The organism is Bradyrhizobium sp. USDA 4474 (assembly GCF_054057515.1).
The window spans coordinates 3,151,388-3,174,271 of sequence record NZ_JBSRZJ010000002.1 but is presented as its reverse complement, the minus strand read 5'-3'; the positions used below and the strand labels follow the sequence as shown (position 1 = coordinate 3,174,271).

Sequence of the window (22,884 nt, the reverse complement as noted above, 5' to 3'; positions counted from 1 at the left end):
GTCAAGCGGCGGCAGGCCGGGATAGGCCGGGGATGTCGGGAGTTCCCAAGCAAAATGGGCAGCAGCAAAAAGGGCGGCTGTTGGAGCCGCCCTTTGCATGAGATCGCGTCGATCGCGTTTAGCTCGCGGCCTTCGTTCGCCGCCTTCGTTCGCCGCCTTCGTTCGCGGCCTTAGTTCGCGGCCTTGGGCTTGTCCGTCGCGGGCGCGGCCTTGTTGTCGCCACCCGGCGCCGGCGCCGCGCTGGCGCTGTTCTTGATGCCGTGGAGCAGGTCGTCGGCCATCTTGAGCGCCTTGTCGTCCTTGGCATCAGGCGGAACGTAGGACTGCGAACCGGTCTTCTCGTCGCCGTCGTTCTTGAGATGGCCGCGGAGCGAAGCTTCACCCTTGGTGTCGGTGCGCGACTTCAGCTCGTCGGGCACGTCCTGCAGCACCTCGATGTCAGGCACGATGCCCTTGGCCTGGATCGACTTGCCCGACGGCGTGTAGTAGCGCGCGGTGGTCAGGCGCAGCGCGCCATTGCCCGAGCCCAGCGGGATGATGGTCTGCACCGACCCCTTGCCGAACGAGCGGGTGCCGACAATGGTCGCGCGCTTGTGGTCCTGCAGCGCGCCGGCGACGATTTCCGACGCCGAGGCCGAACCGCCGTTGACGAGCACGATGACTGGCTTGCCCTTGGTGAGGTCGCCCGCATGCGCGACGCGGCGCTGGGTCTCCTCGGCGTTGCGGCCGCGGGTCGAGACGATCTCGCCCTTCTCCAGGAAGGAGTCGGACACGGTCACGGCCTCCTCGAGCAGACCGCCCGGATTGTTGCGGAGGTCGATGATGTAGCCCTTGAGCTTGTCGCCGATCTGGCTCGAGAGGTTCGCAATCTCCTTCTTCAGGCCTTCGGTGGTCTGCTCGTTGAAGGTGGTGATGCGGATATAGGCGATGTCGTCAGCCTCGACGCGCGCGCGCACCGAGCGAACGCGGATGTTGTCGCGCACCAGCGTGACGTCGATCGGATTGTCCTGGCCCTTGCGGATGATCTTGAGCTTGATCTTGGTGTTGACGGGGCCGCGCATCTTCTCGACCGCCTGGTTCAGGGTCAGGCCCTGCACCGCCTCATCGTCGAGATTGGTGATGATGTCGTTGGCCATGACGCCGGCGCGCGAGGCCGGCGTATCGTCGATCGGCGAGACCACCTTGATCAGGCCGTCTTCCATGGTGACCTCGATGCCGAGGCCGCCGAACTCGCCGCGGGTCTGCACCTGCATGTCGCGGAAGCTCTTGGCATCCATGTAGCTCGAATGCGGATCGAGGCCGGAAAGCATGCCGCTGATGGCGGATTCGATCAGCTTGGTGTCGTCGGGCTTCTCGACATAGTCGGAGCGCACGCGCTCGAAGACGTCGCCGAACAGATTGAGCTGGCGATAAGTGTCGGCGGTCGCGGCTCGCGCGCTGGAGCCCATGAACACCGCGCGCGGCTGGGTCACGAACAGCGTCAGCGCCGCACCGGTGGCCGCGCTGAGGAGGATAACTGAAGTCTTGCGCATCATCCGCGAACCTTCTCGCCTTCATTTGCGGCCCACCATGGACCTGGATCGATTGGAGTGCCGTCTTTGCGGAACTCGACATACAGCACAGGTTGACTCGCGTTGGTGGCGAGAATGGAGGCGACTTGAGATGTCGACCCCATGGTCGCGACCGGCTCCCCCGTGAGCACAAACTGTCCGATGTTTACCGAAATGCGCTCCATCCCGGCGATCAGGACATGATACCCGCCCCCGGCATTGAGGATCAAGAGTTGTCCATAGCTGCGGAACGGGCCGGCATAGACCACCCAGCCGTCGCAGGGCGTCGTGACCTGCGAACCAGGCTTGGTGGCCAGCGAAATGCCCTTCTGAATCCCACCGATTCCGTCGGAACCGCCAAAGTCCCTGATCTTGTTACCGTTAACCGGCAGGGGCAGGAGCCCCTTCGCCGAGGCGAACAGGATCGCCGGGCTGGTCCGGGAGCGGTCCTTGAACACGGCCGGCCCTGATTTGGCATCGGCCGTCGCGTTTGCCGCTGCTGCCTTAGCCTCGTTGGCCTCGGCCTGTTTTGCGGCCTCGGCCGCTTTCTCGGCCGCCCTGGCGGCGCTTTGCAGGTCCTGCTCCATCTTGGCGATCAGCCCCTGGAGATCGCCGACCTGCTTTGACAGGGTGATGGCGCGCGAATTCTCGGCGTCGAGGTCCTTTTCGCGCGAGGATTGCTGTCGCTGCCGCTCCTCGACCAGGGCGGTGAGGCGGGTCTGGTCGCTGCGAATCTTGTCGCGGTCGGATGCGAGCTGGTCGCGCTCGGCGGCGATGGTTTTGCGCAAGGCCACGAGGTCGCCGAGCTCGCCCGCGATCTTCTCGGCGCGGCCGCGCAATTCCGGCACGAGGGCGCCGAGCAGCATCGCGGTGCGTAGCGATTGCAGCGCATCTTCGGGCCGCACCAGCAATGCTGGCGGCGTGCGCCGGCCGGCGCGTTGCAGGGCCGCCAGAACCTCGACGATGTCGGCGCGACGCGAATCGAGCGAGGCGCGTGCCGCCTGCTCGCGGCCGTTCAGCGTCTTCAGCCGCGCTTCGGCCGCGTCGATCTTGGTCTCGACGGTGCGAACATTGGCGGCGGTGTCGATCAATTGCTGATTGAGCTGGGTGCGGTCCTGGCCGAGCGCGGTGATCTCGGCCTTCAGCTTGGCTTGCGCTTCCTCCGCGCTCTTCTGGCCGGCGCGCGCTGCCTCCAGCTCCTGCTCACGCTGCTTGATGGCGTCCGGCGAGATGGCTGCGGTCTGTGGCGCCGGTGCCCCCGTCTGAGCTTGCGCGAGGGTTTCTTCGGCGAAGAGGCTTGCCCCGGCGCAACTCGCAATCAGCAGCAAATTGAGGATCGGCGCTCGCATCTCGTCTGCAAGGTGCTCGTTGTGGCGCGAATCACGCGCGATGATAGGGGTGGCCGGCCAGAATGGTGGCGGCCCGATACAGCTGTTCCAGAAGCATGACGCGGACCATCTGGTGCGGCCAGGTCGCAGAGCCGAACGCGATCGCGAGCTTGGCCTTACGGCGCAATTCGGGCGAAAGTCCGTCCGCCCCTCCGATCACGAAGATCGTATGACCGGCACCCTCGTCGCGCCAGCGCCCGAGATTCCGTGCGAATACGGTGGAATCGAGATTTTGCCCGCGCTCGTCCATCGCCACCAGGATCGATTTGCCGGGGATATGGGCGGAGATCGCCGCGGCCTCCTCGGTCATCCGCGTTGCGGCGTCGCGGGCGCGGCTTTCCGGGATTTCGTGGACAGAGAGCTCACGGAATCCGAGCTTGCGGCCGGTCTCGTCGAACCGCTCGAAATAGCGGTCGGCAAGCTCCCGTTCGGGGCCCTGCTTCAGCCGGCCCACCGCAATGACGGCAACACGCATAGCATCTCTTGAATCGCGCGCACCATGCGCGCGCATGACGCTAGCATGCGCGTCAGCCGATGCGAAATCGGCTCAAGTCAGCCTAGATCGCCTTCGCCGCCCCCGGGCCCTGCGTGTACAGTCTCTCGAGGTTGTAGAACTCACGGACCTCGGGTCTGAACACGTGCACGATCACATCGCCGGAATCGATCAGCACCCAGTCGCAATTGGGCAAGCCCTCGACGTGGATGTTCTTGATGCCGTTTTCCTTGAGGCCTTTGGCGACGTTCTCCGCGATCGCGCCAACGTGCCGGTTCGCCCGGCCGGTGGTGATGATCATGTAGTCGGAGTATGCCGATTTGCCGCGAAGGTCGATGGTGACCGTCTCTTCCGCCTTCATGTCGTCAAGGCGGGAGAGGATCAGGCTCAGCGTCTTGTCGGCGTCGGGTTGCGCCTTCAAGGCCGCAGCTTTGGTCGATGTTTTACGCGCCGGTTTTGCCTTGGGTAAAACAGACTTGGACAATACAGATGTGGTCAGGGACCATTCCTTTCACTGTATCGCGAACGCCGAATCCAGCGCTCACTGGCTACACTACATCATGTGGGGTTAAGGGTTTCAATATGCCAGAGAGCCCCAACCCCGCGCAGAATCCGTCTCACTTCGTACCTTTCCAGCTCCCGTCCGGGTTCCGCAGGCCCGTTGAGGAGAGATTCAGCTTCAATCCGGTCAGGAAGACCCAGGCCGGCGCCGGCTGATCCGCAAGCAAGGCTGCCTTATTCTCCGCCAGGCGGTAGCGCGCCAGCGCCTTGGCGGCGGGAGAGGCGAGCGCCCGAAAGCTCTGCGGCGGACGATCGATGACCGCAACCGGCACCTGGGCGGCGATGCGCCGCCAGTCCTGCCAACGATGGAATTGAGCGAGGTTGTCGGCGCCCATGATCCAGACGAAGCGCAGGCCGTTGAAGCGGCGGCGCAAGGTGTTGATCGTGTCGATAGTGTAGCGCGTACGAATGACGGATTCGAGACAGCTCACCTCGATCCTGGGGTCGTCAGCGACGTCACGCGCGGCCTGCATGCGCTCGCCGAGCTCATGCAGATTGCCGTTCTCCTTGAGCGGGTTGCCCGGCGTCACGAGCCACCAGACCCGATCGAGTTGCAATCGCTTGAGCGCGAATTGGCTGATCGCGCGATGGGCCTGGTGCGGCGGATTGAACGAGCCGCCGAGCAGGCCGATGCGCATGCCCGGGGTCGAGGGCGGGGTCGCTTGCGCCACCGAACGCGGCACGACGAATGTGTTACTCAATGCCCCCCGCCTTGCGACCTTACTTACGGCCGCGTCTGCCCGGTGCCGTGAACGCGATACTTGAAGCTCGTCAACTGCTCGGCGCCCACGGGGCCGCGGGCGTGGAAGCGGCCGGTGGCGATGCCGATCTCGGCGCCGAAGCCGAACTCGCCGCCGTCGGCGAACTGCGTCGAGGCGTTGTGGAGCACGATCGCGGAATCGACTTCGCTCAGGAATTTCTTCGCGGCCACGTCGTTCTCGCTGACGATCGCATCGGTGTGATGCGATCCGTGGTCCTGGATATGCGCGATCGCGCCGTCGACGCCGTCGACCACCTTCGCCGCGATGATCGCGTCGAGATATTCGGTGTCCCAATCCTCTTCGCTGGCAGGCTTTACGCGCGAATCGGTCTTCTGCACGGCATCGTCGCCGCGCACTTCGCAGCCGGCGTCGAGCAGCATCTCGACGAGCGGCTTCAGGCTCTTGCCAGCTGCGGCGCGATCGACCAGCAGCGTTTCGGCCGCGCCACAGACGCCGGTGCGGCGCATCTTGGCGTTCAGCACGATCGATTTCGCCATGGCGAGGTCGGCGCTGGCATCGATGTAGACGTGATTGACGCCTTCGAGATGCGCGAACACGGGCACGCGCGCTTCCTGCTCGACGCGCGCGACGAGGCTCTTGCCGCCCCGCGGCACGATCACGTCGACCGCTCCGTTAAGGCCCGATAGCATCATGCCGACCGCCGCACGGTCGCGCGTCGGCACCAGCGTGATCGCAGCTTCGGGCAGTCCCGCTTCGCGCAAACCTTGCACGAGGCATTCATGGATGGCGCGGCAGGAGCGGAAACTGTCGGAGCCGCCGCGCAGGATCACGGCATTGCCCGACTTCAGGCACAGCACGCCAGCATCCGCCGCGACGTTGGGACGACTCTCGAAGATCACGCCGACGACGCCGAGCGGCACGCGCACGCGCTCGATGATCATGCCGTTCGGCCGCTGCCAGCTCTCGGTGACGATGCCGACGGGATCGGCGATGCCGCGCACGACGGCGATGCCTTCCGCCATGCCTTCGACCCGCGCCGGCGTCAGCGTCAGGCGATCGATGAAGGAGGAGGTTGCGTTGCCCGAGGCGCGGGCTTCCGCGACGTCCTCGGCATTTGCGGCAAGGATCGCCGCAGCATTGCTGCGGATCGCCTTCGCCATGGCCTCCAGCGCCCGGTTCTTCTGCTCCGGCGGCGCCAGCGCCAGCACGCGCGCAGCGGCGCGGGCACGGGCGGCGAGATCGGACATCAGCGCCTGGAGATCGGGATTGCCGTCGACGGCTTTGAGGGGGGCGGCCATGGGGCGTCAAACCTTCTGCTAAGGCGGTGTCCTAGCACGGAAATCCCGCATTTGCGAAGGGTCGGGGGGGTATGGCAGGTACGCCGGGTTGTGCCGCGCCCCAGCTGGGTCTCTGGCCCAGCGATCGGGCCGCGGGCCCTACCCGCCCACCACCAGATCATCTCGGTGGATGATCTCGGAGCGACCGCTGATGCCGAGGATGTTCATCACATCCGGGGACGAGCGGCCCCTGATGCGCTCGGCGACCTCGGCGTCGTAGGCGATCAGGCCCGCGGCCGACCTCGCTGGTATCGGGGCCGCGCACGATCACGGCATCGCCCCGGGCGAACTGGCCCTCCACCTTGATCACGCCGGCGGGCAGCAGGCTGGCGCCGGCGCGCAGTGCGGTCACCGCGCCGGCGTCGATGGTCAGCGTGCCCTTCGGCTCCAGCGTGCCCGCGATCCAGCGTTTTCGCGAGGTGATGGGATTGGCGGGCGTCAGGAACCAGGTGCAGCGGCCGCCATTGGCGATCGCCTGCAAGGGGTGTTCGATCTTGCCTGATGCGATCAACATATGCGTGCCGCCAGTCGTTGCGATCTTGGCCGCCTCGACCTTGGTGCGCATGCCGCCGCGCGACAGTTCGGACTCGGCATCTCCCGCCACCGCCTCGATCTCCGAGGAAATGCTCTCGACCACGGGGATCAGTTTTGCGTTCGGATTGTTCTTCGGCGGCGCGTCGTAGAGCCCGTCGATGTCGGACAACAGCACCAGCAGATCGGCGCTCGCCATGGTGGCGACGCGGGCGGCGAGACGGTCGTTGTCGCCGTAGCGGATCTCGGTGGTGGCAACCGTGTCGTTCTCATTGATGACGGGGATCGCGCGCCACTCCAGCAGCTTGCCGATCGTGGAGCGGGCATTGAGATAGCGGCGGCGCTCTTCGGTATCCTGGAGCGTCACCAGGATCTGGCCGGCGCCGATGTCATGCGCGCCGAGCACCTCCGACCAGATCCGCGCCAGCGCGATCTGGCCGACGGCTGCGGCCGCCTGGCTTTCCTCCAGCTTCAGCGGACCGCGAGGCAGTTTCAGCCGGCTGCGGCCGAGCGCGATCGAGCCCGAGGAGACGACGAGAACGTCGCGGCCCTCCTTGTGCAGCTTCGCCATGTCGTCGGCGAGCGCAGCGAGCCAGGAGGCGCGCACCTCACCCCGGTCGGAATCGACCAGCAGCGCGGAGCCGACCTTGACGACGATGCGGCGGAATTGACTGAGTTCGGGACTGGCCATGGTGTTGTCAGGTTGCTCTGGAATCGGCGGAGCGACGGGCAACGCCGATGAGGCTGCTTTTGCAGCAGGACGGCGGCCGGCGCAAGGCAGCAGGCGCGGCAATCGGCGAAGGCCGGCCTTGTCTTGGCGGCCAGCCGGGTTCTAATGCCGCCGACCGATAACGGGCTGGATGAGGATACGAATGGATCGCCGCAAATTCATGGCCGGATGTCTTGGAGGATGTCTCGGCCTGCCGCTGCTGGCGCAGGTGGGTGAGGCGCAAGCGCAGGCTGGACTCAGCAAGATCATCTTTCCGTTCGCGGCGGGCGCGGGCGGCGACACGCTGTGCCGGCTGATTGCGCAGGAGGTCGCGCCAATGCTGCAACGGACCATGGTGGTGGAGAACCGCACCGGCGGCGACGGGCTGATCGGCATCAAATCGGTGAAGGGTGCGAGCCCCGACGGCAGCATGGTGCTGGTGACGACGGGGCCGACCATGTACCTGCTGCCGATGGTGGAGACGACACCGAGCTTCGACATCGCCAAGGATTTCATGCCGGTGTCGCTGCTCGCGCGGTTCGAATTCGCCGTCGTGATCGGCCCGGAGATCGATGCTGCGGATTTCAAGAGATTTGTCGCCTGGCTGAAAGCGCATCCCGACAAGACATCGTTCGGCGTTCCCAGCAACGGCACTATCCCCCACTTCATGGGCTCCAAGTTCGAGAAGGATCTCGGCATCCCGCTCACGCGCGTGCCCTATCGCGGCAGTGCGCCTGTTCTCAACGACGTCATCGGCGGCCACATTTCCTTTGGGATCACCACGCTGGCCGATGCGCTGCCGCAGCATCGCCAAGGGCGTGAAGATCGTTGCGGTCTCGAGCGCGGAGCGTTCGCCGTTTGCACCTGACGTTCCCACGCTGAAGGAGAATGGCATCGACCTCGTGGCGGACGCCTGGTACGGCATGTGGCTTCCCGCCGGCAGCCCGCCGGAATTTGCGAGCAAGTTAGGAGCGGCCTCGAGCGCGGTGCTTGCAAAACCCGAGGTGAAGGCGAAGCTCACGGCGATCGGCCTGATCCCGGTTGGCAGCAGCGCGGACGGGCTGACCAGGGAACTCGCCGCGAACACGGCGTTCTGGCAGCCGATCGTGAAGGCGACGGGGTACAAGATCGAGAACTAGTCTCTCCTCTCGTCGTTGCTTCGCTACGCTCGCAATCACGAGGCTCACATCTTCGCGCGCTGCGCGATACCGTCCCTGATCGCGGCGAGCTCGTTCTCGTCCCAGATGCCGATCAGGAATCCGGCCTTCACCTGAAGCTGGTTGTCCGCATAAGCCGCGATCTTTTCCCGCGGCGTCGTGATGTGGCCGCTCGGATGCAGCGCCCAGTCGAACAGCTCTGCCTGGAGCCGCGCAATGATGCCGGCACATTCCGGATCGTTGCCGCGATCCACGTATTCTTCCGGATCGGTTTCGAGATCGTACAGCATCGGGCGGAAGCCGGAGGCGTGGATGTATTTCCAGCGGCCGTCGAACACCATGAAAAGGCGGCAGCGCTCGATCGGCTGGTTCAGCTTCAACCTGACATCCTGCATGGCGTAGTCGTATTCGGAGAACGCCACCTTGCGCCAATCCGGCGGCGTAGGTCCACGCAGCAGCGGCAGCAGCGAACGTCCTTCGAGGATGTGGCTCGGCACCTTGCCGCCGAAATAATCGACGAACGTCGGCGCGAGATCGATGCCTTGGACCAGTGCGTCGCTCTGCCTGCCGCGCGTCGCGTCGGCCTCTTGCGAGGGGTCGATGATGATCAGCGGGATCTTCGCCGACTGCTCGTGGAACAAATCCTTCTCGCCCATCCAGTGATCGCCGAGGTAATCGCCGTGGTCGGAGGTGAACACGATCATGGTGGTTTCCAGGAGGCCGCGTTCCTCCAGAAATTTCATCAGCACGCCCATCTGGTCATCGATCTGGGTGATCAGGCCCATATAGGTCGGGATCACCTTCTCGCGGGCTTCGTCGCGCGCCATGTTGCGGGAGTAGCGCATGTCCATGTAGGCGCCGAACACCGGGTGCGGGTTCTGCCGCTCGCGCTCGGAGCGGATCACCGGGATCATGTCGCCAGTCGAATACATGCTCGCATAGGGCTCCGGCGCGATGTAGGGCCAGTGCGGCTTGATGTAGGACAGATGCAGACACCACGGCCGGCCGTCGGTCTCGGCCTCGCTGATGAAATCCATCGCGCGCCGCGTCATGTAGGGCGTCTCGGAATGCTCGTCCGGCACGCGCGCGGCCTTGTCGGCGTGCACCAGCAGCCAGCCGTTCTGCAACGAGCCGTCCTCCGCCGCGCCTGAATTGGCCCAGTGTTCCCAGGGGTTCGTCGCTTCAAAACCCTGCCGGCGCAGATATTCGTCGTATTTCGGACGTGGCCGTCCGGTCGGATGCAGGCCGTCGTCGCGCTCGTAAGGCTCGAAGCCGCATTCGGCGACATGCACGCCGATGACCGATTCCGGCGGGATGCCGAGCGCCTTCATGCCTTCAAGGTCAGGCGCCATGTGGGTCTTGCCGACCAGCACATTGCGCACGCCGATTTTCTTGAGATGATCGCCGAGCGTGGGCTCGCCGACGCGCAGCGGCCAGCCGTTCCAATGCGAGCCGTGCGAGCGCATGTAGCGCCCGGTGTAGAACGACATCCGCGACGGTCCGCAGATCGGCGATTGCACATAGGCCTTCGAGAACAGCACGCCGCGCCTGGCCATGGCGTCGATGTTCGGCGTCTTCAGCGTGGGGTGGCCGGTGCAGCCGAGATAATCATAGCGAAGCTGGTCGCACATGATCCAGAGAACGTTCTTCGCGCGTGCCATGCGTCATCCCGGAAATTTCTTGATTATCTGATGCTGCGCTATCGACGGCGCGATGGCAACCTGCCAGTGATGCGCGTGCCTGGGGCCATGCACCCCGCTGTCGTCCCCGCGTTCGCGGGGACGACAGCGGGGAGAGTCTACGCCGACCACGGCTCCGCTTCGGCCGCGCTCTTTGCCTTGGCCGAGACGGGCGCCTCGCCGATCACATCGACGAGCGCGCGGAGCGCTTCCCTGACGCCGTCGCCGGTCACGGCGGAGAGCAGCAGCGGCGTCTTCTTGGCGGCGCGCTTCAGCCGATCCTTCTGCTTCTTCAGCTCGTCCGGGTCGACCGCGTCGATCTTGTTCAGCGCGACGATCTCGATCTTGTCGGTCAACAGCCCGCCATAGGCGTCGAGCTCCTTGCGCACGGTCTTGTAGGCCTTGCCGGCATGCTCGCAGGTGGCGTCGATCAGATGCAGCAGCACGCGACAGCGTTCGACATGGCCGAGGAAGCGATCGCCGAGTCCGGTGCCCTCATGCGCGCCTTCGATCAGGCCGGGAATGTCGGCGAGCACGAATTCGCGGCCGTCGGCGTTCACGACGCCGAGCTGCGGATGCAGCGTGGTGAAGGGATAGTCGGCGATCTTCGGCCGCGCCGCGCTGACCTTGGACAGGAAAGTCGACTTGCCGGCATTGGGCATGCCGACGAGACCGGCGTCCGCAATCAGCTTCAGCCGCAGCCAGATCCAGCGCTCTTCCCCGGGCTGGCCGGGATTGGCATTGCGCGGCGCACGGTTGGTCGAGGTCTTGAAATGCGCGTTGCCGAAGCCGCCATTGCCGCCCTCGGCGAGCACGAATTTTTCGCCGACATTGGTGAAGTCGTGGATCAGGGTCTCGCGATCCTCATCGAAGATCTGAGTGCCTATGGGCACCTTCAGCACGATGTTCTTGCCGTTTGCGCCATGTCGGTCCGAGCCCGAGCCGTTCTCGCCCTTCTGGGCCTTGAAGTGCTGCTGGTAGCGGTAGTCGATCAGCGTGTTGAGGCCATCGGCAACCTCGATGATGACATTGCCGCCGCGGCCGCCATTGCCGCCGGAGGGACCGCCGAATTCGATGAACTTCTCGCGGCGGAACGCCACGCAGCCGTTCCCGCCGTCACCAGAGCGGATATAGACCTTTGCTTCGTCGAGGAATTTCATGGGCCATAGGTAGGCCAGCCGGGCACGCCCGGCAACCCGGACTTGTCCGCGAATCGGCCCGAATCCGGCGAATTCGTCGCGTGCTTAACCGACCGGCCGGCGCCTGATCAGGAATTTCTGCGTCCCTTCAAGCACCAGCTCCTTGCGCTGGTTGAACACGGTGCTCCGAAGCGTCACCGCGCCGGTCGTTCGCCCCGGCACGAGCTCGATGACCTCGAGCGCGGGATAGATGGTGTCGTCGGCGTAAACAGGCTTGAGGAACCGGCTCGATTGCTCGAGGAAGCCGACCAGGGATTCCTCGACCATGAACGGAAACAGGCCGGCGCCGGGCGCGGTGTGGATCAGCGTCTGGAAGCCATGGGCGAGCAGATGAGGCATGCCGCGGGCGCGGCAATATTCGACGTCGTAGTGCACCGGATGGGTGTCGCCGCTCGCGGTCTGGAACGCCGCGAACACCGCGGTCGTCTGGGTCCGGCTCGGCAGCACGAAGCGTTCGCCGACCACGAAATCCTCAAACCAGCGTTGCGCCGACATCATGCGGTGCCGGGCCGGGTCGAAGTCGGTCATGCCAAAGCTCTTTCCTGGCTCTTTCCTCGGTGAAGTGTCTATCGCTACCGCGCCGCGTAGCCTGCGACAATCCGTTCAATTCGCCTTGCCCGGGCTTGTGGCGGCGGCTCACGTCATTAAAAGACCCCCGAGCGAATCGAGTGGCCAGCTTCCGACGCTCTCTCCGCTCGTCTTTGCGGGCGGGCTCCTCGCAATGACGACTCCAAACTCACACCCGTGGCGATGTCCCTCTTCAAGAACCTCTCCGCCTATGACGACCGCTCGGCGCGGCTGGCCAGCATTGCGCTGATGGTGCTGTCGATCTTCATGTTCTCGTTCGGCGACGCCACGGGCAAGTTCCTGGTCGGGACTTATTCGGTCGGGCAGCTGCTGTTCTTGCGCGCCTGCGCGGCGCTGCTGTTGCTGTCGCCGCTGATCTGGCGGCAGCGCCACCAGTTCCTGCATCTCGAGCGGCCGGGCCTGCAGCTGTTCCGCGTCGTGCTCTCGACGCTGGAGGTGGCCGCGTTCTTCCTCGCAGCCGTCTATCTGCCGCTCGCCGACGTCATCACCTATTATCTCGCCGGTCCCATCTTCGTCACCGCGATGTCGGCGATCTTTTTGGGTGAGAAGGTCGGCTGGCGGCGCTGGACGGCGATCCTGGTCGGCTTCTGCGGTGTGCTGATCGCGTTGCGGCCGTCGGCGCAGACGGTGAGCCTGCCGGCGCTGATCGCGCTCGGCGGCAGTCTCTCCTTCGCGACCCTGATGCTGATCACGCGCAGCCTGCGCAGGACGCCCGACATCGTGATGGCGTCGTCGCAGTTCATCGGCACGTTTTCGCTGGGCGCTGTACTCTCGGCCTACCATTGGGTGCCGCCGACTCCACGCAGCCTGGTGTTCTTCGCGTTGGCCGGGTGCATCTCGGTGACGGCGCTGTTCTGCGTCAACCGTTCGCTCAAGCTCGCGCCGGCGAGCGTGGTGGTGCCCTATCAATATTCGATGATCGTCTGGGCGGTGATCTTCGGCTTCGTCGTGTTCGGGGACGTGCCCTCCATCGCCACGATCGTCGGCGCCGCGATCATCATCGGCGCGGGCTTCTACATCTATCTGCGCGAGCGCGATCTCGGCCACGCCGGCGAAGAGGTCAATCCGCCGGTGTAGCGGCAACGTCGTCCCGGCCCCCGTGCGCGATTGCGCACCAGGCCGGGACGACAGCTGCGCGTGCAGCGGCTTCTCGCCCTTATCCCATCCGCCGGGCGCTGCTCCAGCTCTTCAGCGACGACCACACCCCGCGCGACAAGCGGAAGCAGTCGACCGGCGTCGACGAGCCCAGAGCCAGGAAGCGATGCAGCTGCACGCCGCTCCACTGGAAGCCGCACTTCTCCAGCACGTTTCGCGAGGCCGGGTTGGTGACGCGCGCGCCCGCGTAGAGCTGGTCGTCCTCGAACTCCTCGAAGAAGAAATCGATCGCGCCGCGTGCGGCCTCGGTGGCGAAGCCCCGGCCCCAATGCTCGACGCCGAGCCAATAGCCGAGCTCGGCATTGTCAGGCGTGGAGCGGTCGATGCCGACCATGCCGACCGGCCCGGTATCATGCTCGATCAGGAACGCGGTCTCGCCGCCGAGCGCGGCGGTGGCGCGGACGAAGGCGATGGCGTCGTCCTGGGAATAGGGGTGGGGGAGGCGGCGGGTATTTTCAGCGACACGGCGGTCGTTGGCGAGACCGGCGATGGCTCTGACGTCGGCAAGAGTCGGCCGTCGCAACGTCAGCCGCTCGGTGGCGACGACGCTCGGTCTCGCCTCCCGCAAGGTCACGCTCGAAAAGTCCTGCAACATGTCCGGCTCCGTCAAAGTCACCAAGTGAAAAGTGAACGCGAGAAACGAAAAGGGGAGGCCGGTTTCCTTGCCTCCCCTGGAGCCTTCGATCTCTTTGATCTCTGGACTCCGCCGGTTCGGTCAAGGACCCGGCGGACTCCAAATTAGATCCACCGTCTATTCAGCAGCCTCTGCAAGCGGGAGTACCGCCACAAAGGTGCGTCCGTTGGCTTTAGCCTGGAATTCGACACGACCCTCGATCTTGGCGAACAGGGTGTGGTCGGTGCCCATGCCGACGTTGAGGCCGGGATGCCAGGTGGTGCCGCGTTGACGCGCAATGATGTTGCCGGGAATCACGCGCTCGCCGCCGAACACCTTGATGCCAAGACGTTTACCCTTGGAATCGCGACCGTTGCGCGATGAACCGCCTGCTTTTTTGTGAGCCATGGCTCGTCTCCGAAATCCTGCGTATGTCTAGGTCAATTCCTTGACGGAATCATTTCAAAACGTCGCACGCATCAATTCGTGAATTGGCGTGATCGGTCTCAGTTACTCGGCAGCTTCTTTCGCGACCTTTTCCTTCTTCGGACGCGGGCCCTTGGTGGGCTTGGCATTATCGGTCAGGATCTCGCTGACGCGCAGCACCGTGATCTCGTCGCGGTAGCCCCGCTTGCGGCGCGAATTCTTGCGGCGGCGCTTCTTGAACGCGATGACCTTGGGGCCGCGCTTGTGGTCGAGCACCTCGACCGCAACGGAGGCACCGGCCACCGTCGGGACGCCCAGCACCGGCGTGTCGCCGCCGACGACCAGAACTTCATTCAGCTGCACGATCGAGCCGACTTCGCCTTCGATCTTGCCTACTTCGAGAACATCATCCGGCGCGACGCGGTATTGCTTGCCGCCGGTTTTGATGACTGCGAACATCGTTTTTTCTCCGTGTTCAATCCCGGCCTCGAGACTGACGTCAGGGGCCGGCTTTTTGATCAGTCGCTATGGGTTTATTGCGAGTTTTGTGCGGGCGGGAGTTATCCCTTTGAAAACCCGCGCAAAAACACGCGGCGCGAGAAACGCCCCGCGCCGGTTGTGGGATTTATAGCGGTGATCCGCTGGGAGTCAAGGAAAAGCGGGCAAAACAGCCTGGATTTGAAGGATTTGCACCCTTTCCAGCGCCGGGCCCTGAATCTCGGCCCGGCTAGCAACCAACGGGTTCCCGCGCCGTTGTTCCCCCAGATAGGCACGTGGGCAAGGGACTTCCATGGCAACCGACGAACTGGTCAAGACGACGACGGGCATCGCCCATCACGGCGGCGGGCGGCTGCCCTCGGTGGACATCGACAGCTTCAACATCGAGCTGAAGGACGAGGACGGCTTCCTCGGCGACCGCGCCAGCAAGGGCGCGTTCCGCGAGATTCTCGAACGCTGGCGCAAGCCGTTGCGGAAGACCGGCGAGGATCCGTTCGGCAAGGAGCCGTCGGAGAATATCAGCAAGAAGACGCTGGATTCGATCCTGGTCAGCGACGACGTCGAGGCCTCGGCGGTGGTGCACAGCGCGATCGAGGACTTTGCCCAGGAACTCGCTCACGTCACCCGCCGCTTCCTCAAGACCAAGGCCTGGGCCAAGACCGAGCGCATCGTGGTCGGCGGCGGCTTTCGTGATTCCAGGCTCGGCGAGCTTGCTATCGCGCGCACCGAGATCATCCTGAAGTCCGAGGACTTCAAGGTCGACATGATTCCGATCCGGCATCACCCTGACGAAGCCGGGCTGATCGGCGCGCTGCATCTGGCGCCGTCCTGGATTTTCGAGGCCTATGACAGCATCCTCGCGGTCGATATCGGCGGCACCAATATCCGCTGCGGCCTGGTGGAGACCGGCTGGAAAAAGGCCAACGACCTGTCGAAGGCCAAGGTCGTGACATCAGAGCTGTGGCGGCATGCCGATGACGAGCCGACCCGCGAAGGCGCGGTGAAGCGGCTGACGAAGATGCTGAAAGGGCTGATCACTGAAGCCGAAAAGGAAGGCTACAAGCTCGCGCCCTTCATCGGCATCGCCTGTCCCGGCGTGATCAACGAGGACGGCTCGATCGAAAAGGGCGCGCAGAACCTGCCGGGCAACTGGGAGAGCAGCAAATTCAACCTGCCGGCGAGCTTGATCGAGGGCATCCCGGAGATCGGCGAGCACGATACCGCGATCCTGATGCACAATGACGGCGTGGTTCAGGGCCTGTCCGAGGTGCCATTCATGCAGGATATCGAGCGCTGGGGCGTGCTCACCATCGGCACCGGCCTCGGCAATGCGCGCTTCACCAACCGCCGCAGGGACAGCGGAAACGGCAAGGACCGGGATTCTGCGGACGGGAAGAAGAAAGCCAAGGAAAACAACAAGGACAACGGTAAAGGCGAAAAGAAGTAACCTTGACTGGTTAGGTTAAGGGACGGATTGCATTGCAGGCGGCAGAATACACGCTAGAGTGGAAATGTCGCCTCACGCAGGCCTGCGAAGCCGCCCTTCCTGGCCAGCATTGTAATGAGCGGCACGGGACCGCCAGTGTTTACCGCGTCTGGCGGTCCCACCCCGTTCTCTTGCTGCATGACGGGTGAGGCCGGCTCGCGCCCCCAAAAAAGGTGCCGAGACAGGGGAGGTGCGCTCCCGCCCCCGCTCGCGGGAAGGGTTGGGGAGAGGGTTTCTCCCCAACGGGACACTCCCCCGGAGGAGAGAACCCTCACCCGGCGCGCGGGACGATGCTTCGCTTCGCCCGGCACGCGCCGACCTCTCCCGCAAGCGGGAGAGGTGCACCGAGCCCGCAGCGGCTTGTTTCAACCCGATCTCATTGCGCGCAGGGAGGAGGAGTGGCCCAGGAACAGGTGCCAATTGTCGACGACACGACGACACCAGAGCAAAAGCCGCAAAACAGGCAGCGGATTTTCCCCTTTCGCGCCTTGTCTGGCCCGCCATCCTCGCCTATTAACGCCCCCAACCACAGGGGCCTGCCCCTTCATGGCGCCTTCAGGAGAGGTGGCAGAGTGGTTGAATGCACCGCACTCGAAATGCGGCATAGGTGCAAGCCTATCGGGGGTTCGAATCCCTCCCTCTCCGCCAGATAACCGTTGTTCAGCCCGGACACATGGGTAACAGGTTGTACCTGAGAGATGGGTGACAACCTCGTGCCGAACGGGTTGTCGAGGGAGTGCAGAGTTCTCTGCTCCAGGTCGAAGTCTCTCAAAATTGCGCATGAAGCTCCGCACCGCGGGAGAGTTCAACCGTTGAACCCGTCACCGCCGCGCTCCGACCAACATCCCGCGTGCGCCAAGGAGCCAGTGATCCACGACCATGTTCGAGAAGACCTATCGGCAGCGCCTCGAGGCTGATCTCGCCCAATGGGAAGCCGATGGCGTGATCGCGCCGGCGGCAGCCGGCTCCATCCGCAACGTTCTGCCGCCGCTCTCACCCAGCATGTCGTGGCCATCGTCGGGGGCCTGTTGATCGCGGCTGCGTTCCTTGCCTTCGTGGCGGCGCACTGGACCGAGATCGCGCGGCTGTCGCGGTTTGCGATCCTGCTCGCCGGCATGATCGCCGCCGGCGCCCTCGGGGCTTGGTTCGCCGCGACCGGCCGTACTGTCCTTGCCGATCTCTGCGCCAGCATCGGCGCCATCATCTTTGGCGCGGGCATCGCGCTGGTCGGCCAGATGTATCACCTCGGCGACGATTTTGCCGGTGGCCTGCTGCTGTGGTCAACAGGCGCATTCGCCGCCGCGATTTTGACCGGCTCGCGTGGCGCGCTCGCGGTCGGCCTCGCCGCCGCCTGCATCTGGACCTGCATGCGCGTCTACGATGCGCCGGATGCGCTTCATCTTCAGTTCGTGATGGCCTGGCTGATCGCCGTCGCGATCGCGTTCGCGTGGAACTCCCGCGTCGCCGCCCATCTCGTCGCGGTCGCCGCGATTCCGTGGTGGATCGCGACGTCGCTTCGCTTCGACTTCGATGGCGCCCAGCCGTCCTTCGTGCTGGCGAACGGTGCGGCCCTGCTGTTCGGCGCCGGGCTCGCGATATCGACCGCGCCGTCGCCGCGGGCGAACCTGCTTGGATCCGTTCTGTCGATCTACGGCGCATTCTCGCTGGCGATTACAGCTTTCCTGGAGGTGACGACAGTCGACGATCTCTTCCGCATCAGGACGGCCACGATGGCGGCCCAGCCGTCGTGGGCGATCGTGTGCGGCGTTGCGGGCGTCGTTCTAGCGCTCGCGTCCGCCGGCCGCACGCGGCGCGCCGGTGAAATCCTCGCGGCATGCGCGATCGGCCTCGTGCTGATCGCCGCGCCGATCTGGTCGGCATCCACAGCCGGCGAGCCATGGCTCGCCTATGCCGCGCTGCTCTGCGCCATGCTCTGCCTCGTCGTCTCCGGGGTGCTCGACGATGTGCGCCCGCGCATCGTCGCCGGCTGGATCGGCATTGCCGGCGTCGTCGGTGCCATCACCTGGGCGGTCAAAGGCTCGCTGCTGCGCCGCTCGGCTTTCCTGGCGGTGGCCGGAATCATTGCCGTCGTGTTTGCGACCGCGCTCAATCGCATGCTGCCGAGGGCCGAGCGATGATCGAGTCCGTCACACGATTCCGGCAGCGCATCCCGAAAGCCGTGCTGTTCGGTGCCGCCATCCTGCTGCAATGCGCGCTGCTGATCCTGATGGTCACCGACCGCGCGCAGATCCTGCGCGAGGGGACGGAGGTGACGTTGCAGACACGCCCGGTCGATCCGCACGATCTTCTGCGCGGCGACTATGTCGTGCTCGGCTACGACATCTCGCAGCTGCCGGCCGGCGCGCTTGCAGGCCAGCCTTCCGCCGGGCGCAATCCCGTCGTGTTCGTCAAGCTAGCGCCCGATGCCAGCGGCCTCTATCAGGCCGTTTCGGTTCATGCCGCGCCTGTCGCGGTCACCGCGCCCGAAGTGTTGATCCGCGGCCGCGTCAGTTATTCCTGCGGTTCGACCGTCCGCACCTTCTGCGACGGGCTGACGATCAGATACGGTCTCGAAAGCTATTTCGTTCCCGAAGGCGAGGGCAGGACGCTCGAGCAGGCCCGCAACCAGCAGAAGCTGCGCGTCGTCGCCGCCGTGCTGCCGTCGGGCCGCGCCGCGATCAAACGGCTCCTGCTCGACGGCGAGCCGGTCTACGAGGAGCCGTGGTACTAGGCCGCGCTACCTGGAGCCCGTCTTCAAAGCCCGCCGCAGCACGTCCCACATCCCCGGGTCGTTCATATGCGCGACGTTGAACCGCAGGAAATTCTCAGCGGCCTGCGCCACGCTGAATACATTGCCCGGCGCCAGCACCACACCCTTTTCGAGCGCGGCGCGTGCCACCGCCGTCGCATCCTGTCCGTCGACCAGCCGGCACCACAGGAAGAAGCCGCCGCGGGGCATCAGCCAGGGTTCGATGCCCAGCGCGGCGAGTTTTCGCGCGGTCTCGCGACGTGTCCGCGTGAGCTTTTGCCGGAGCTCGTCCATGTGCTTGCGATAGCTGCCGCCGGCCAACACCCTGGCGATGATCTCGGTCGCGACCGGGCTCGGGCCGCCGAAGCTGGTGGCGACCTGGAGATCGACGAGATGCTCGATCCAGTCGGAGCGCGCCGCGATGTAGCCGCAGCGCACCGAGGCCGACAATGTTTTCGAGAAGCTGCCGATGCGGATGACGCGGTTCAATCCGTCAAGCGCGGCCAGGCGCGGCGAGCGTTCCGGCTCGAAATCGCCAAATATGTCGTCCTCGACGATGGTGAGGTCGTGCGCGGCCGCCGCCGTCAAGAGCCGGTGTGCGGTCTGCAGCGAGAGCGTCGCACCGCTCGGATTGTGCAGCGCTGAATTGGTGATGTAGAGCCGCGGCCGCTCCTCCGCGAGAGCCAGCTCGAATCGCGCGACGTCAGGGCCTGACGGCGTGTAGGGCACGCTGACGATTCGGACCTGATGCGCGCACAGCAGCGCGCGAAAATTGAAGTAGCAGGGATCGTCGACCAGAACGGTGTCGCCGGGACGCAGCAGGAAGCGGCAGATGAGGTCGGTTGCCTGCGTGCCCGACCCCGTCAGCATCAGCTGGTTGATCGAGGCTTCGATCGCGTCCTCCGCGAGCCGCGCCAGCAGCAGCCGGCGCAGCGCAGGCGAGCCACCCGTGCTGCCGTAGTTCGTCAGCACGCTGGCCTCGCTGCGGGCAAGCGCGCGGGTGGCTCGGCGCAATGCCGCTTCCGGCATCCACGCCGGCGGCAGCCAACCGCAGCCGGGTTTGGGCACATCAGCGTCGGTGTCGAGCGATTGCCGGGAGACCCAGAACGGATCGACCGCCCGGTCTCGGCGTGGCGCCACCTCGGTCAAGGCAAGCGGCGGCGTAACGGTCGATGCGACATAGAAGCCCGAGCCGCGACGCGCGCGGATCAGCCCTTCCGCGGCGAGGCGATCGTAGGCCTCGACCACGGTGGATGGCGAAACACCCATGCTGGCGGCAAGGCCGCGGATCGACGGCAGGCGATCGCCGGCACTCAGCGCGCGGCCCGCGACCTTGGCGCGGATCGCGCTCATCACGTCGATGGTCCGCGTGCCGCCGCGACCCTTCGAGGGACCTTCAATGTTCAAGCCGTATTGCCTTCCATACCCATACAGTATGTTCGGATTGTACTGGATTGTGACTGGCCTCGCCACCGGCGACGGCCGAGGATCGCGCACGCAAAAGCGTGGGACGGACATGCAATCTGCGGGCAGCGGCTGGGGCAACGGGCTTCTCGGCGTCATCATCTTCAGCGGGTCCTTGCCGGCGACGCGCGTCGCGGTCGGTGGCTTTTCGGCGCTGTTCCTGACCTCGGCGCGCGCGACCATCGCGGCGCTGATCGGTGCGGCTGTGCTCGGTCTGCTCCGTCAGGCATGGCCGGAGCGAAAGGATTTCGTCTCGCTCAGCATTGTCTCCATGGGCGTCGTGGTCGGTTTTCCGCTGCTGACGGCGCTCGCGCTCCAGCACATCACCTCGGCGCATTCCATCGTCTTCATCGGCCTCTTGCCGCTGTCGACCGCGATCTTCGCCGTACTGCGCGGCGGCGAGCGGCCACAGCCGCTGTTCTGGCTGTTCGCGGTTCTCGGCAGCGCCACCGTTGCGGCCTTCGCCCTCTCGAACGGCGGCACGGTGTCGATCACAGGCGATCTGCTGATGGTGGCTGCGATCGTGCTGTGCGGGCTCGGCTATGCCGAGGGCGCTGCCCTGTCGCGCCGGATCGGCGGCTGGCAGGTGATCTCCTGGGCGTTGCTGCTGGCGCTGCCACTGATGCTGCCGCTCGCGCTTCTCGCCTGGCCCTCGACATGGAATGGCGTCGGTGCGCCGGCCTGGATCGGGCTCGCCTACGTCTCGGTCTTCAGCATGTTCGTCGGCTTCATCTTCTGGTATCGCGGCCTCGCGATCGGCGGCATCGCGCGAGTCGGCCAGTTGCAGCAGCTCCAGCCGTTCTGCGGTCTCGCCCTGGCCGGCTTCCTGCTGCACGAGCCGGTCGCATGGAGCATGATCGGCGCGACCGCGCTGGTCGTCGTCTGCGTGTTCTTCGCGCGGCGATATGCCTGAGGCCCTGGCGCCTCAGCCGCGTTCCATTACCGTTTGCGTCAGCGCGCTTCTCGCGAACTTCTTCAACGGCATCGGCTTGCCGAACAGATAGCCCTGCACGAGATCGAAGCCGAGCTCGTTGACAGCCATCAGATCGCCGCGGCTCTCGACACCCTCGGCGACGGCGCGTGCGCCGTAGCCTTGCGCGAGCTCGACGATGTGACGGCACACCGTCCGCTTCAGCCGGTCATTGCCGCAGCCTGTGACGAATTGCCGGTCGGCCTTGAGCTTGATGAACGGAATCTTGTCCAGGCCCATCAGCTCCGGCCAGTTGGCCCCGAGATTGTCGATCGAGAGTCCGATATTGTGGAAGCGCATTTCGCGCGCGATCTCGGTGAGGAAGTCGAGGTCGCGGATCGCCTCGCCGCTGGCGATCTCGATAGTCAGGCCGCCGAACGCCGGATGCGTCGGCATCCTCCTGCAGAGATCGCGCACGGCCTGCGGCTCTCTCAGATAGGGCGCAGGCAGGTTGATCGACAGATCGACCGCGCTCTGGCGCTCGAGAAGATAGTGCCAGTCCTGCAGCGCGCGCTCGATCACGAATTCCGAGAGGTCGCGGAAGTGCGGGTCGTGGCTATCAGGGATGAAATAGGCCGGCGGCACCACGCCCCAGGTCGGGTGCCGCATCCGTACCAGCGCCTCGGCGCCGCAGCGGACCAGCGAGCGCGCCTCGATCTTCGACTGGTACCAGAGCTCGAGCCAACCCGCATGCAGGGCTTCGCCGACGTGCACGGCCGGGCTGGGCACAGGCTCGTCCGGCAGCAGCATTGCGACGCGCTCGCGCAGCGTCTCCGCGGCAAAGGGCGTGGTCAGTGGCGGCAGCATCGCGAGCCCGTATTCCTCGCCGACCTGCTGCACGGCTTTGACGATGATCGAGTCGCGTGCACCGACGGCGAGTACCTTGCCGTCGAAAGCCTCGCGCACCAGAATTTCCAGGAATCGGCCGGGCTCGATGCCGTCGGCCGCGATGCCGAGCAGGATCAGGTCCGGCAGCTCGGAGCCGAGCATGGCCTGCAACTCGCCCGCACCGCTGCATTCGCTGGTGACGAAGCCGAGATCCTCGAGCACCTCGCTCATGAAGGCGCGCAGGTGACGCTTGCTGTCGGCCACGCAAGCGCGCGGCATCATCTTCCGCCGTCCGAAGGTTTTCAGCCTTCGTCCGGCGAGCTCACCAATCCCGTCCATCGCTAACCACTCCCGTTCCCTGCAGGTGTGTTAGTGATGCGGGGAGCTCCAAATATGGAGAGCTTCAGCTTGTACCCCGAATTGTCCCGATAACCTTAAAGCCCTCATCATTTCTAAAATTGTTTGGATTGCTTTCGCAAAGTCTTCACGCCCGTCCGCTTTCGGGACGATCGCGCGCGGAAATCGAGCGTGGATTCTCGCCGGACCGGTCTGTCGATGCCGGCGCGCGGTGTCCTGCAATCGGACGAAGCCGCAGCACGCTTCGCCCGATTGAATAATTCCCGTGCCGACTTCCCATGGCTTTGTCGTGCCCGGCCCTGCCGACCGCGCTCGCGCGTGACGGTGATGCGACAACGCGACGATCTGCAGGGCGGACGAGTGTGAAGCGCCTCACATGCGTATGGCCGCACATGCGCTATGGGTCCGCGGAGCCGGTGGTGGG

General features: G+C 65.1%; 20 protein-coding genes, 1 tRNA gene and 2 pseudogenes. 8 read left to right on the top strand and 15 right to left on the bottom strand.

Annotated features, from left to right (window positions below; all coding sequences use genetic code 11):
• Window positions 1–170: 170 nt before the first annotated feature.
• From ACVW16_RS16865 to proB, 7 genes and pseudogenes are all read right to left on the bottom strand, one after another.
• The gene (locus ACVW16_RS16865) at window positions 171–1,535 is read right to left on the bottom strand and encodes a S41 family peptidase (RefSeq protein ID WP_456700280.1); all 1,365 of its coding nucleotides are present in this window, start codon (window positions 1,533–1,535) and stop codon (window positions 171–173) included.
• Window positions 1,532–2,899: a murein hydrolase activator EnvC family protein gene (locus ACVW16_RS16860; RefSeq protein WP_456700279.1), complete on the bottom strand. Its 1,368-nt coding sequence runs from the start codon at window positions 2,897–2,899 to the stop codon at window positions 1,532–1,534. The genes ACVW16_RS16865 and ACVW16_RS16860 overlap by 4 nt, the downstream gene beginning before the upstream one ends.
• A gap of 31 nt (window positions 2,900–2,930) precedes the next feature.
• On the bottom strand, window positions 2,931–3,413 hold the full coding sequence (gene rlmH / locus ACVW16_RS16855) for a 23S rRNA (pseudouridine(1915)-N(3))-methyltransferase RlmH (protein WP_456700278.1): 483 nt from the start codon (window positions 3,411–3,413) through the stop codon (window positions 2,931–2,933).
• 82 nt (window positions 3,414–3,495) lie between these two features.
• Window positions 3,496–3,852: a ribosome silencing factor gene (rsfS, locus tag ACVW16_RS16850; RefSeq protein WP_456700277.1), complete on the bottom strand. Its 357-nt coding sequence runs from the start codon at window positions 3,850–3,852 to the stop codon at window positions 3,496–3,498.
• A gap of 196 nt (window positions 3,853–4,048) precedes the next feature.
• Window positions 4,049–4,675 carry a nicotinate-nucleotide adenylyltransferase gene (locus tag ACVW16_RS16845; RefSeq protein ID WP_456738268.1) on the bottom strand — a complete coding sequence of 209 codons (627 nt, stop codon included), beginning with the start codon at window positions 4,673–4,675 and terminating at the stop codon, window positions 4,049–4,051.
• Window positions 4,676–4,716: 41 nt separating this feature from the next.
• A complete protein-coding gene (locus ACVW16_RS16840; protein ID WP_456736910.1) occupies window positions 4,717–6,012 on the bottom strand; it encodes a glutamate-5-semialdehyde dehydrogenase in 1,296 nt (431 codons plus the stop codon).
• A gap of 138 nt (window positions 6,013–6,150) precedes the next feature.
• A pseudogene (proB, locus tag ACVW16_RS16835) lies at window positions 6,151–7,273 on the bottom strand (glutamate 5-kinase).
• A gap of 169 nt (window positions 7,274–7,442) precedes the next feature.
• On the opposite strand from proB, the pseudogene ACVW16_RS16830 reads away from it, so the two are divergent.
• Window positions 7,443–8,430: pseudogene (locus ACVW16_RS16830) on the top strand (Bug family tripartite tricarboxylate transporter substrate binding protein).
• Between the two features lie 44 nt (window positions 8,431–8,474).
• On the opposite strand, the gene ACVW16_RS16825 reads toward ACVW16_RS16830, so the two are convergent.
• The 3 genes from ACVW16_RS16825 to ACVW16_RS16815 all read right to left on the bottom strand — a co-directional run bounded on the left by ACVW16_RS16825 (window position 8,475) and on the right by ACVW16_RS16815 (window position 11,854).
• Window positions 8,475–10,109, bottom strand: coding sequence for an alkaline phosphatase family protein (locus tag ACVW16_RS16825; RefSeq protein ID WP_456736912.1), 1,635 nt, complete (start codon window positions 10,107–10,109; stop codon window positions 8,475–8,477).
• A 137-nt stretch (window positions 10,110–10,246) separates the two neighbouring features.
• A complete protein-coding gene (gene obgE, locus ACVW16_RS16820; protein ID WP_456700272.1) occupies window positions 10,247–11,287 on the bottom strand; it encodes a GTPase ObgE in 1,041 nt (346 codons plus the stop codon).
• 84 nt (window positions 11,288–11,371) lie between these two features.
• Window positions 11,372–11,854 (bottom strand): MaoC family dehydratase, encoded by a 483-nt coding sequence (locus tag ACVW16_RS16815; protein WP_456700271.1) that lies wholly within the window; start codon window positions 11,852–11,854, stop codon window positions 11,372–11,374.
• 222 nt (window positions 11,855–12,076) lie between these two features.
• Here ACVW16_RS16815 and ACVW16_RS16810 point away from each other — a divergent pair, with 222 nt between their 5' ends.
• Entirely contained in the window at window positions 12,077–12,991 is a 915-nt protein-coding gene (locus tag ACVW16_RS16810) for a DMT family transporter (RefSeq protein ID WP_456738269.1), read from the top strand.
• Between the two features lie 79 nt (window positions 12,992–13,070).
• On the opposite strand, the gene ACVW16_RS16805 is transcribed toward ACVW16_RS16810, so the two are convergent.
• From ACVW16_RS16805 to rplU, 3 genes are all read right to left on the bottom strand, one after another.
• Window positions 13,071–13,664 (bottom strand): GNAT family N-acetyltransferase, encoded by a 594-nt coding sequence (locus ACVW16_RS16805; protein ID WP_456700270.1) that lies wholly within the window; start codon window positions 13,662–13,664, stop codon window positions 13,071–13,073.
• Window positions 13,665–13,820: 156 nt separating this feature from the next.
• Complete coding sequence (rpmA, locus tag ACVW16_RS16800; protein ID WP_092234086.1) at window positions 13,821–14,090, bottom strand: 50S ribosomal protein L27; 270 nt, start codon at window positions 14,088–14,090, stop codon at window positions 13,821–13,823.
• A gap of 102 nt (window positions 14,091–14,192) precedes the next feature.
• Window positions 14,193–14,567 carry a 50S ribosomal protein L21 gene (gene rplU / locus ACVW16_RS16795; protein ID WP_456700269.1) on the bottom strand — a complete coding sequence of 125 codons (375 nt, stop codon included), beginning with the start codon at window positions 14,565–14,567 and terminating at the stop codon, window positions 14,193–14,195.
• 331 nt (window positions 14,568–14,898) lie between these two features.
• Between rplU and ACVW16_RS16790 the strand changes: the two genes are divergently transcribed.
• From ACVW16_RS16790 to ACVW16_RS16770, 5 genes are all read left to right on the top strand, one after another.
• Window positions 14,899–16,053 carry an ROK family protein gene (locus tag ACVW16_RS16790; RefSeq protein ID WP_456700268.1) on the top strand — a complete coding sequence of 385 codons (1,155 nt, stop codon included), beginning with the start codon at window positions 14,899–14,901 and terminating at the stop codon, window positions 16,051–16,053.
• Between the two features lie 597 nt (window positions 16,054–16,650).
• Window positions 16,651–16,740 (top strand) — tRNA-Ser (locus ACVW16_RS16785).
• A 231-nt stretch (window positions 16,741–16,971) separates the two neighbouring features.
• Window positions 16,972–17,124: a hypothetical protein gene (locus ACVW16_RS16780; RefSeq protein WP_456736913.1), complete on the top strand. Its 153-nt coding sequence runs from the start codon at window positions 16,972–16,974 to the stop codon at window positions 17,122–17,124.
• Window positions 17,100–18,230 (top strand): DUF2157 domain-containing protein, encoded by a 1,131-nt coding sequence (locus ACVW16_RS16775; RefSeq protein WP_456736914.1) that lies wholly within the window; start codon window positions 17,100–17,102, stop codon window positions 18,228–18,230. Before ACVW16_RS16780 ends, ACVW16_RS16775 begins: the two co-directional genes overlap by 25 nt.
• A complete protein-coding gene (locus tag ACVW16_RS16770; protein WP_456738854.1) occupies window positions 18,227–18,823 on the top strand; it encodes a GDYXXLXY domain-containing protein in 597 nt (198 codons plus the stop codon). Before ACVW16_RS16775 ends, ACVW16_RS16770 begins: the two co-directional genes overlap by 4 nt.
• Window positions 18,824–18,829: 6 nt before the next feature.
• On the opposite strand, the gene ACVW16_RS16765 is transcribed toward ACVW16_RS16770, so the two are convergent.
• Window positions 18,830–20,194 carry an aminotransferase-like domain-containing protein gene (locus tag ACVW16_RS16765; protein WP_456739083.1) on the bottom strand — a complete coding sequence of 455 codons (1,365 nt, stop codon included), beginning with the start codon at window positions 20,192–20,194 and terminating at the stop codon, window positions 18,830–18,832.
• A gap of 163 nt (window positions 20,195–20,357) precedes the next feature.
• Between ACVW16_RS16765 and ACVW16_RS16760 the strand changes: the two genes are divergently transcribed.
• Window positions 20,358–21,218: a DMT family transporter gene (locus ACVW16_RS16760; RefSeq protein WP_456700265.1), complete on the top strand. Its 861-nt coding sequence runs from the start codon at window positions 20,358–20,360 to the stop codon at window positions 21,216–21,218.
• Window positions 21,219–21,230: 12 nt separating this feature from the next.
• Here ACVW16_RS16760 and ACVW16_RS16755 read toward each other — a convergent pair whose 3' ends face one another.
• On the bottom strand, window positions 21,231–22,442 hold the full coding sequence (locus ACVW16_RS16755; protein ID WP_456700264.1) for an EAL domain-containing protein: 1,212 nt from the start codon (window positions 22,440–22,442) through the stop codon (window positions 21,231–21,233).
• Window positions 22,443–22,884 lie beyond the last annotated feature (442 nt).

Coding starts and splice junctions, on each gene's coding strand:
- ACVW16_RS16755 (WP_456700264.1), bottom strand. CDS start 22,442: ATGGACGGGATTGGTGAGCTCGCCGGACGAAGGCTGAAAACCTTCGGA.
- rplU (WP_456700269.1), bottom strand. CDS start 14,567: ATGTTCGCAGTCATCAAAACCGGCGGCAAGCAATACCGCGTCGCGCCG.
- ACVW16_RS16765 (WP_456739083.1), bottom strand. CDS start 20,194: ATGAGCGCGATCCGCGCCAAGGTCGCGGGCCGCGCGCTGAGTGCCGGC.
- ACVW16_RS16825 (WP_456736912.1), bottom strand. CDS start 10,109: ATGGCACGCGCGAAGAACGTTCTCTGGATCATGTGCGACCAGCTTCGC.
- ACVW16_RS16805 (WP_456700270.1), bottom strand. CDS start 13,664: ATGTTGCAGGACTTTTCGAGCGTGACCTTGCGGGAGGCGAGACCGAGC.
- rpmA (WP_092234086.1), bottom strand. CDS start 14,090: ATGGCTCACAAAAAAGCAGGCGGTTCATCGCGCAACGGTCGCGATTCC.
- ACVW16_RS16815 (WP_456700271.1), bottom strand. CDS start 11,854: ATGACCGACTTCGACCCGGCCCGGCACCGCATGATGTCGGCGCAACGC.
- ACVW16_RS16810 (WP_456738269.1), top strand. CDS start 12,077: ATGTCCCTCTTCAAGAACCTCTCCGCCTATGACGACCGCTCGGCGCGG.
- ACVW16_RS16780 (WP_456736913.1), top strand. CDS start 16,972: ATGTTCGAGAAGACCTATCGGCAGCGCCTCGAGGCTGATCTCGCCCAA.
- ACVW16_RS16770 (WP_456738854.1), top strand. CDS start 18,227: ATGATCGAGTCCGTCACACGATTCCGGCAGCGCATCCCGAAAGCCGTG.
- rlmH (WP_456700278.1), bottom strand. CDS start 3,413: ATGCGTGTTGCCGTCATTGCGGTGGGCCGGCTGAAGCAGGGCCCCGAA.
- obgE (WP_456700272.1), bottom strand. CDS start 11,287: ATGAAATTCCTCGACGAAGCAAAGGTCTATATCCGCTCTGGTGACGGC.
- ACVW16_RS16760 (WP_456700265.1), top strand. CDS start 20,358: ATGCAATCTGCGGGCAGCGGCTGGGGCAACGGGCTTCTCGGCGTCATC.
- ACVW16_RS16840 (WP_456736910.1), bottom strand. CDS start 6,012: ATGGCCGCCCCCCTCAAAGCCGTCGACGGCAATCCCGATCTCCAGGCG.
- ACVW16_RS16860 (WP_456700279.1), bottom strand. CDS start 2,899: ATGCGAGCGCCGATCCTCAATTTGCTGCTGATTGCGAGTTGCGCCGGG.
- ACVW16_RS16865 (WP_456700280.1), bottom strand. CDS start 1,535: ATGATGCGCAAGACTTCAGTTATCCTCCTCAGCGCGGCCACCGGTGCG.
- ACVW16_RS16790 (WP_456700268.1), top strand. CDS start 14,899: ATGGCAACCGACGAACTGGTCAAGACGACGACGGGCATCGCCCATCAC.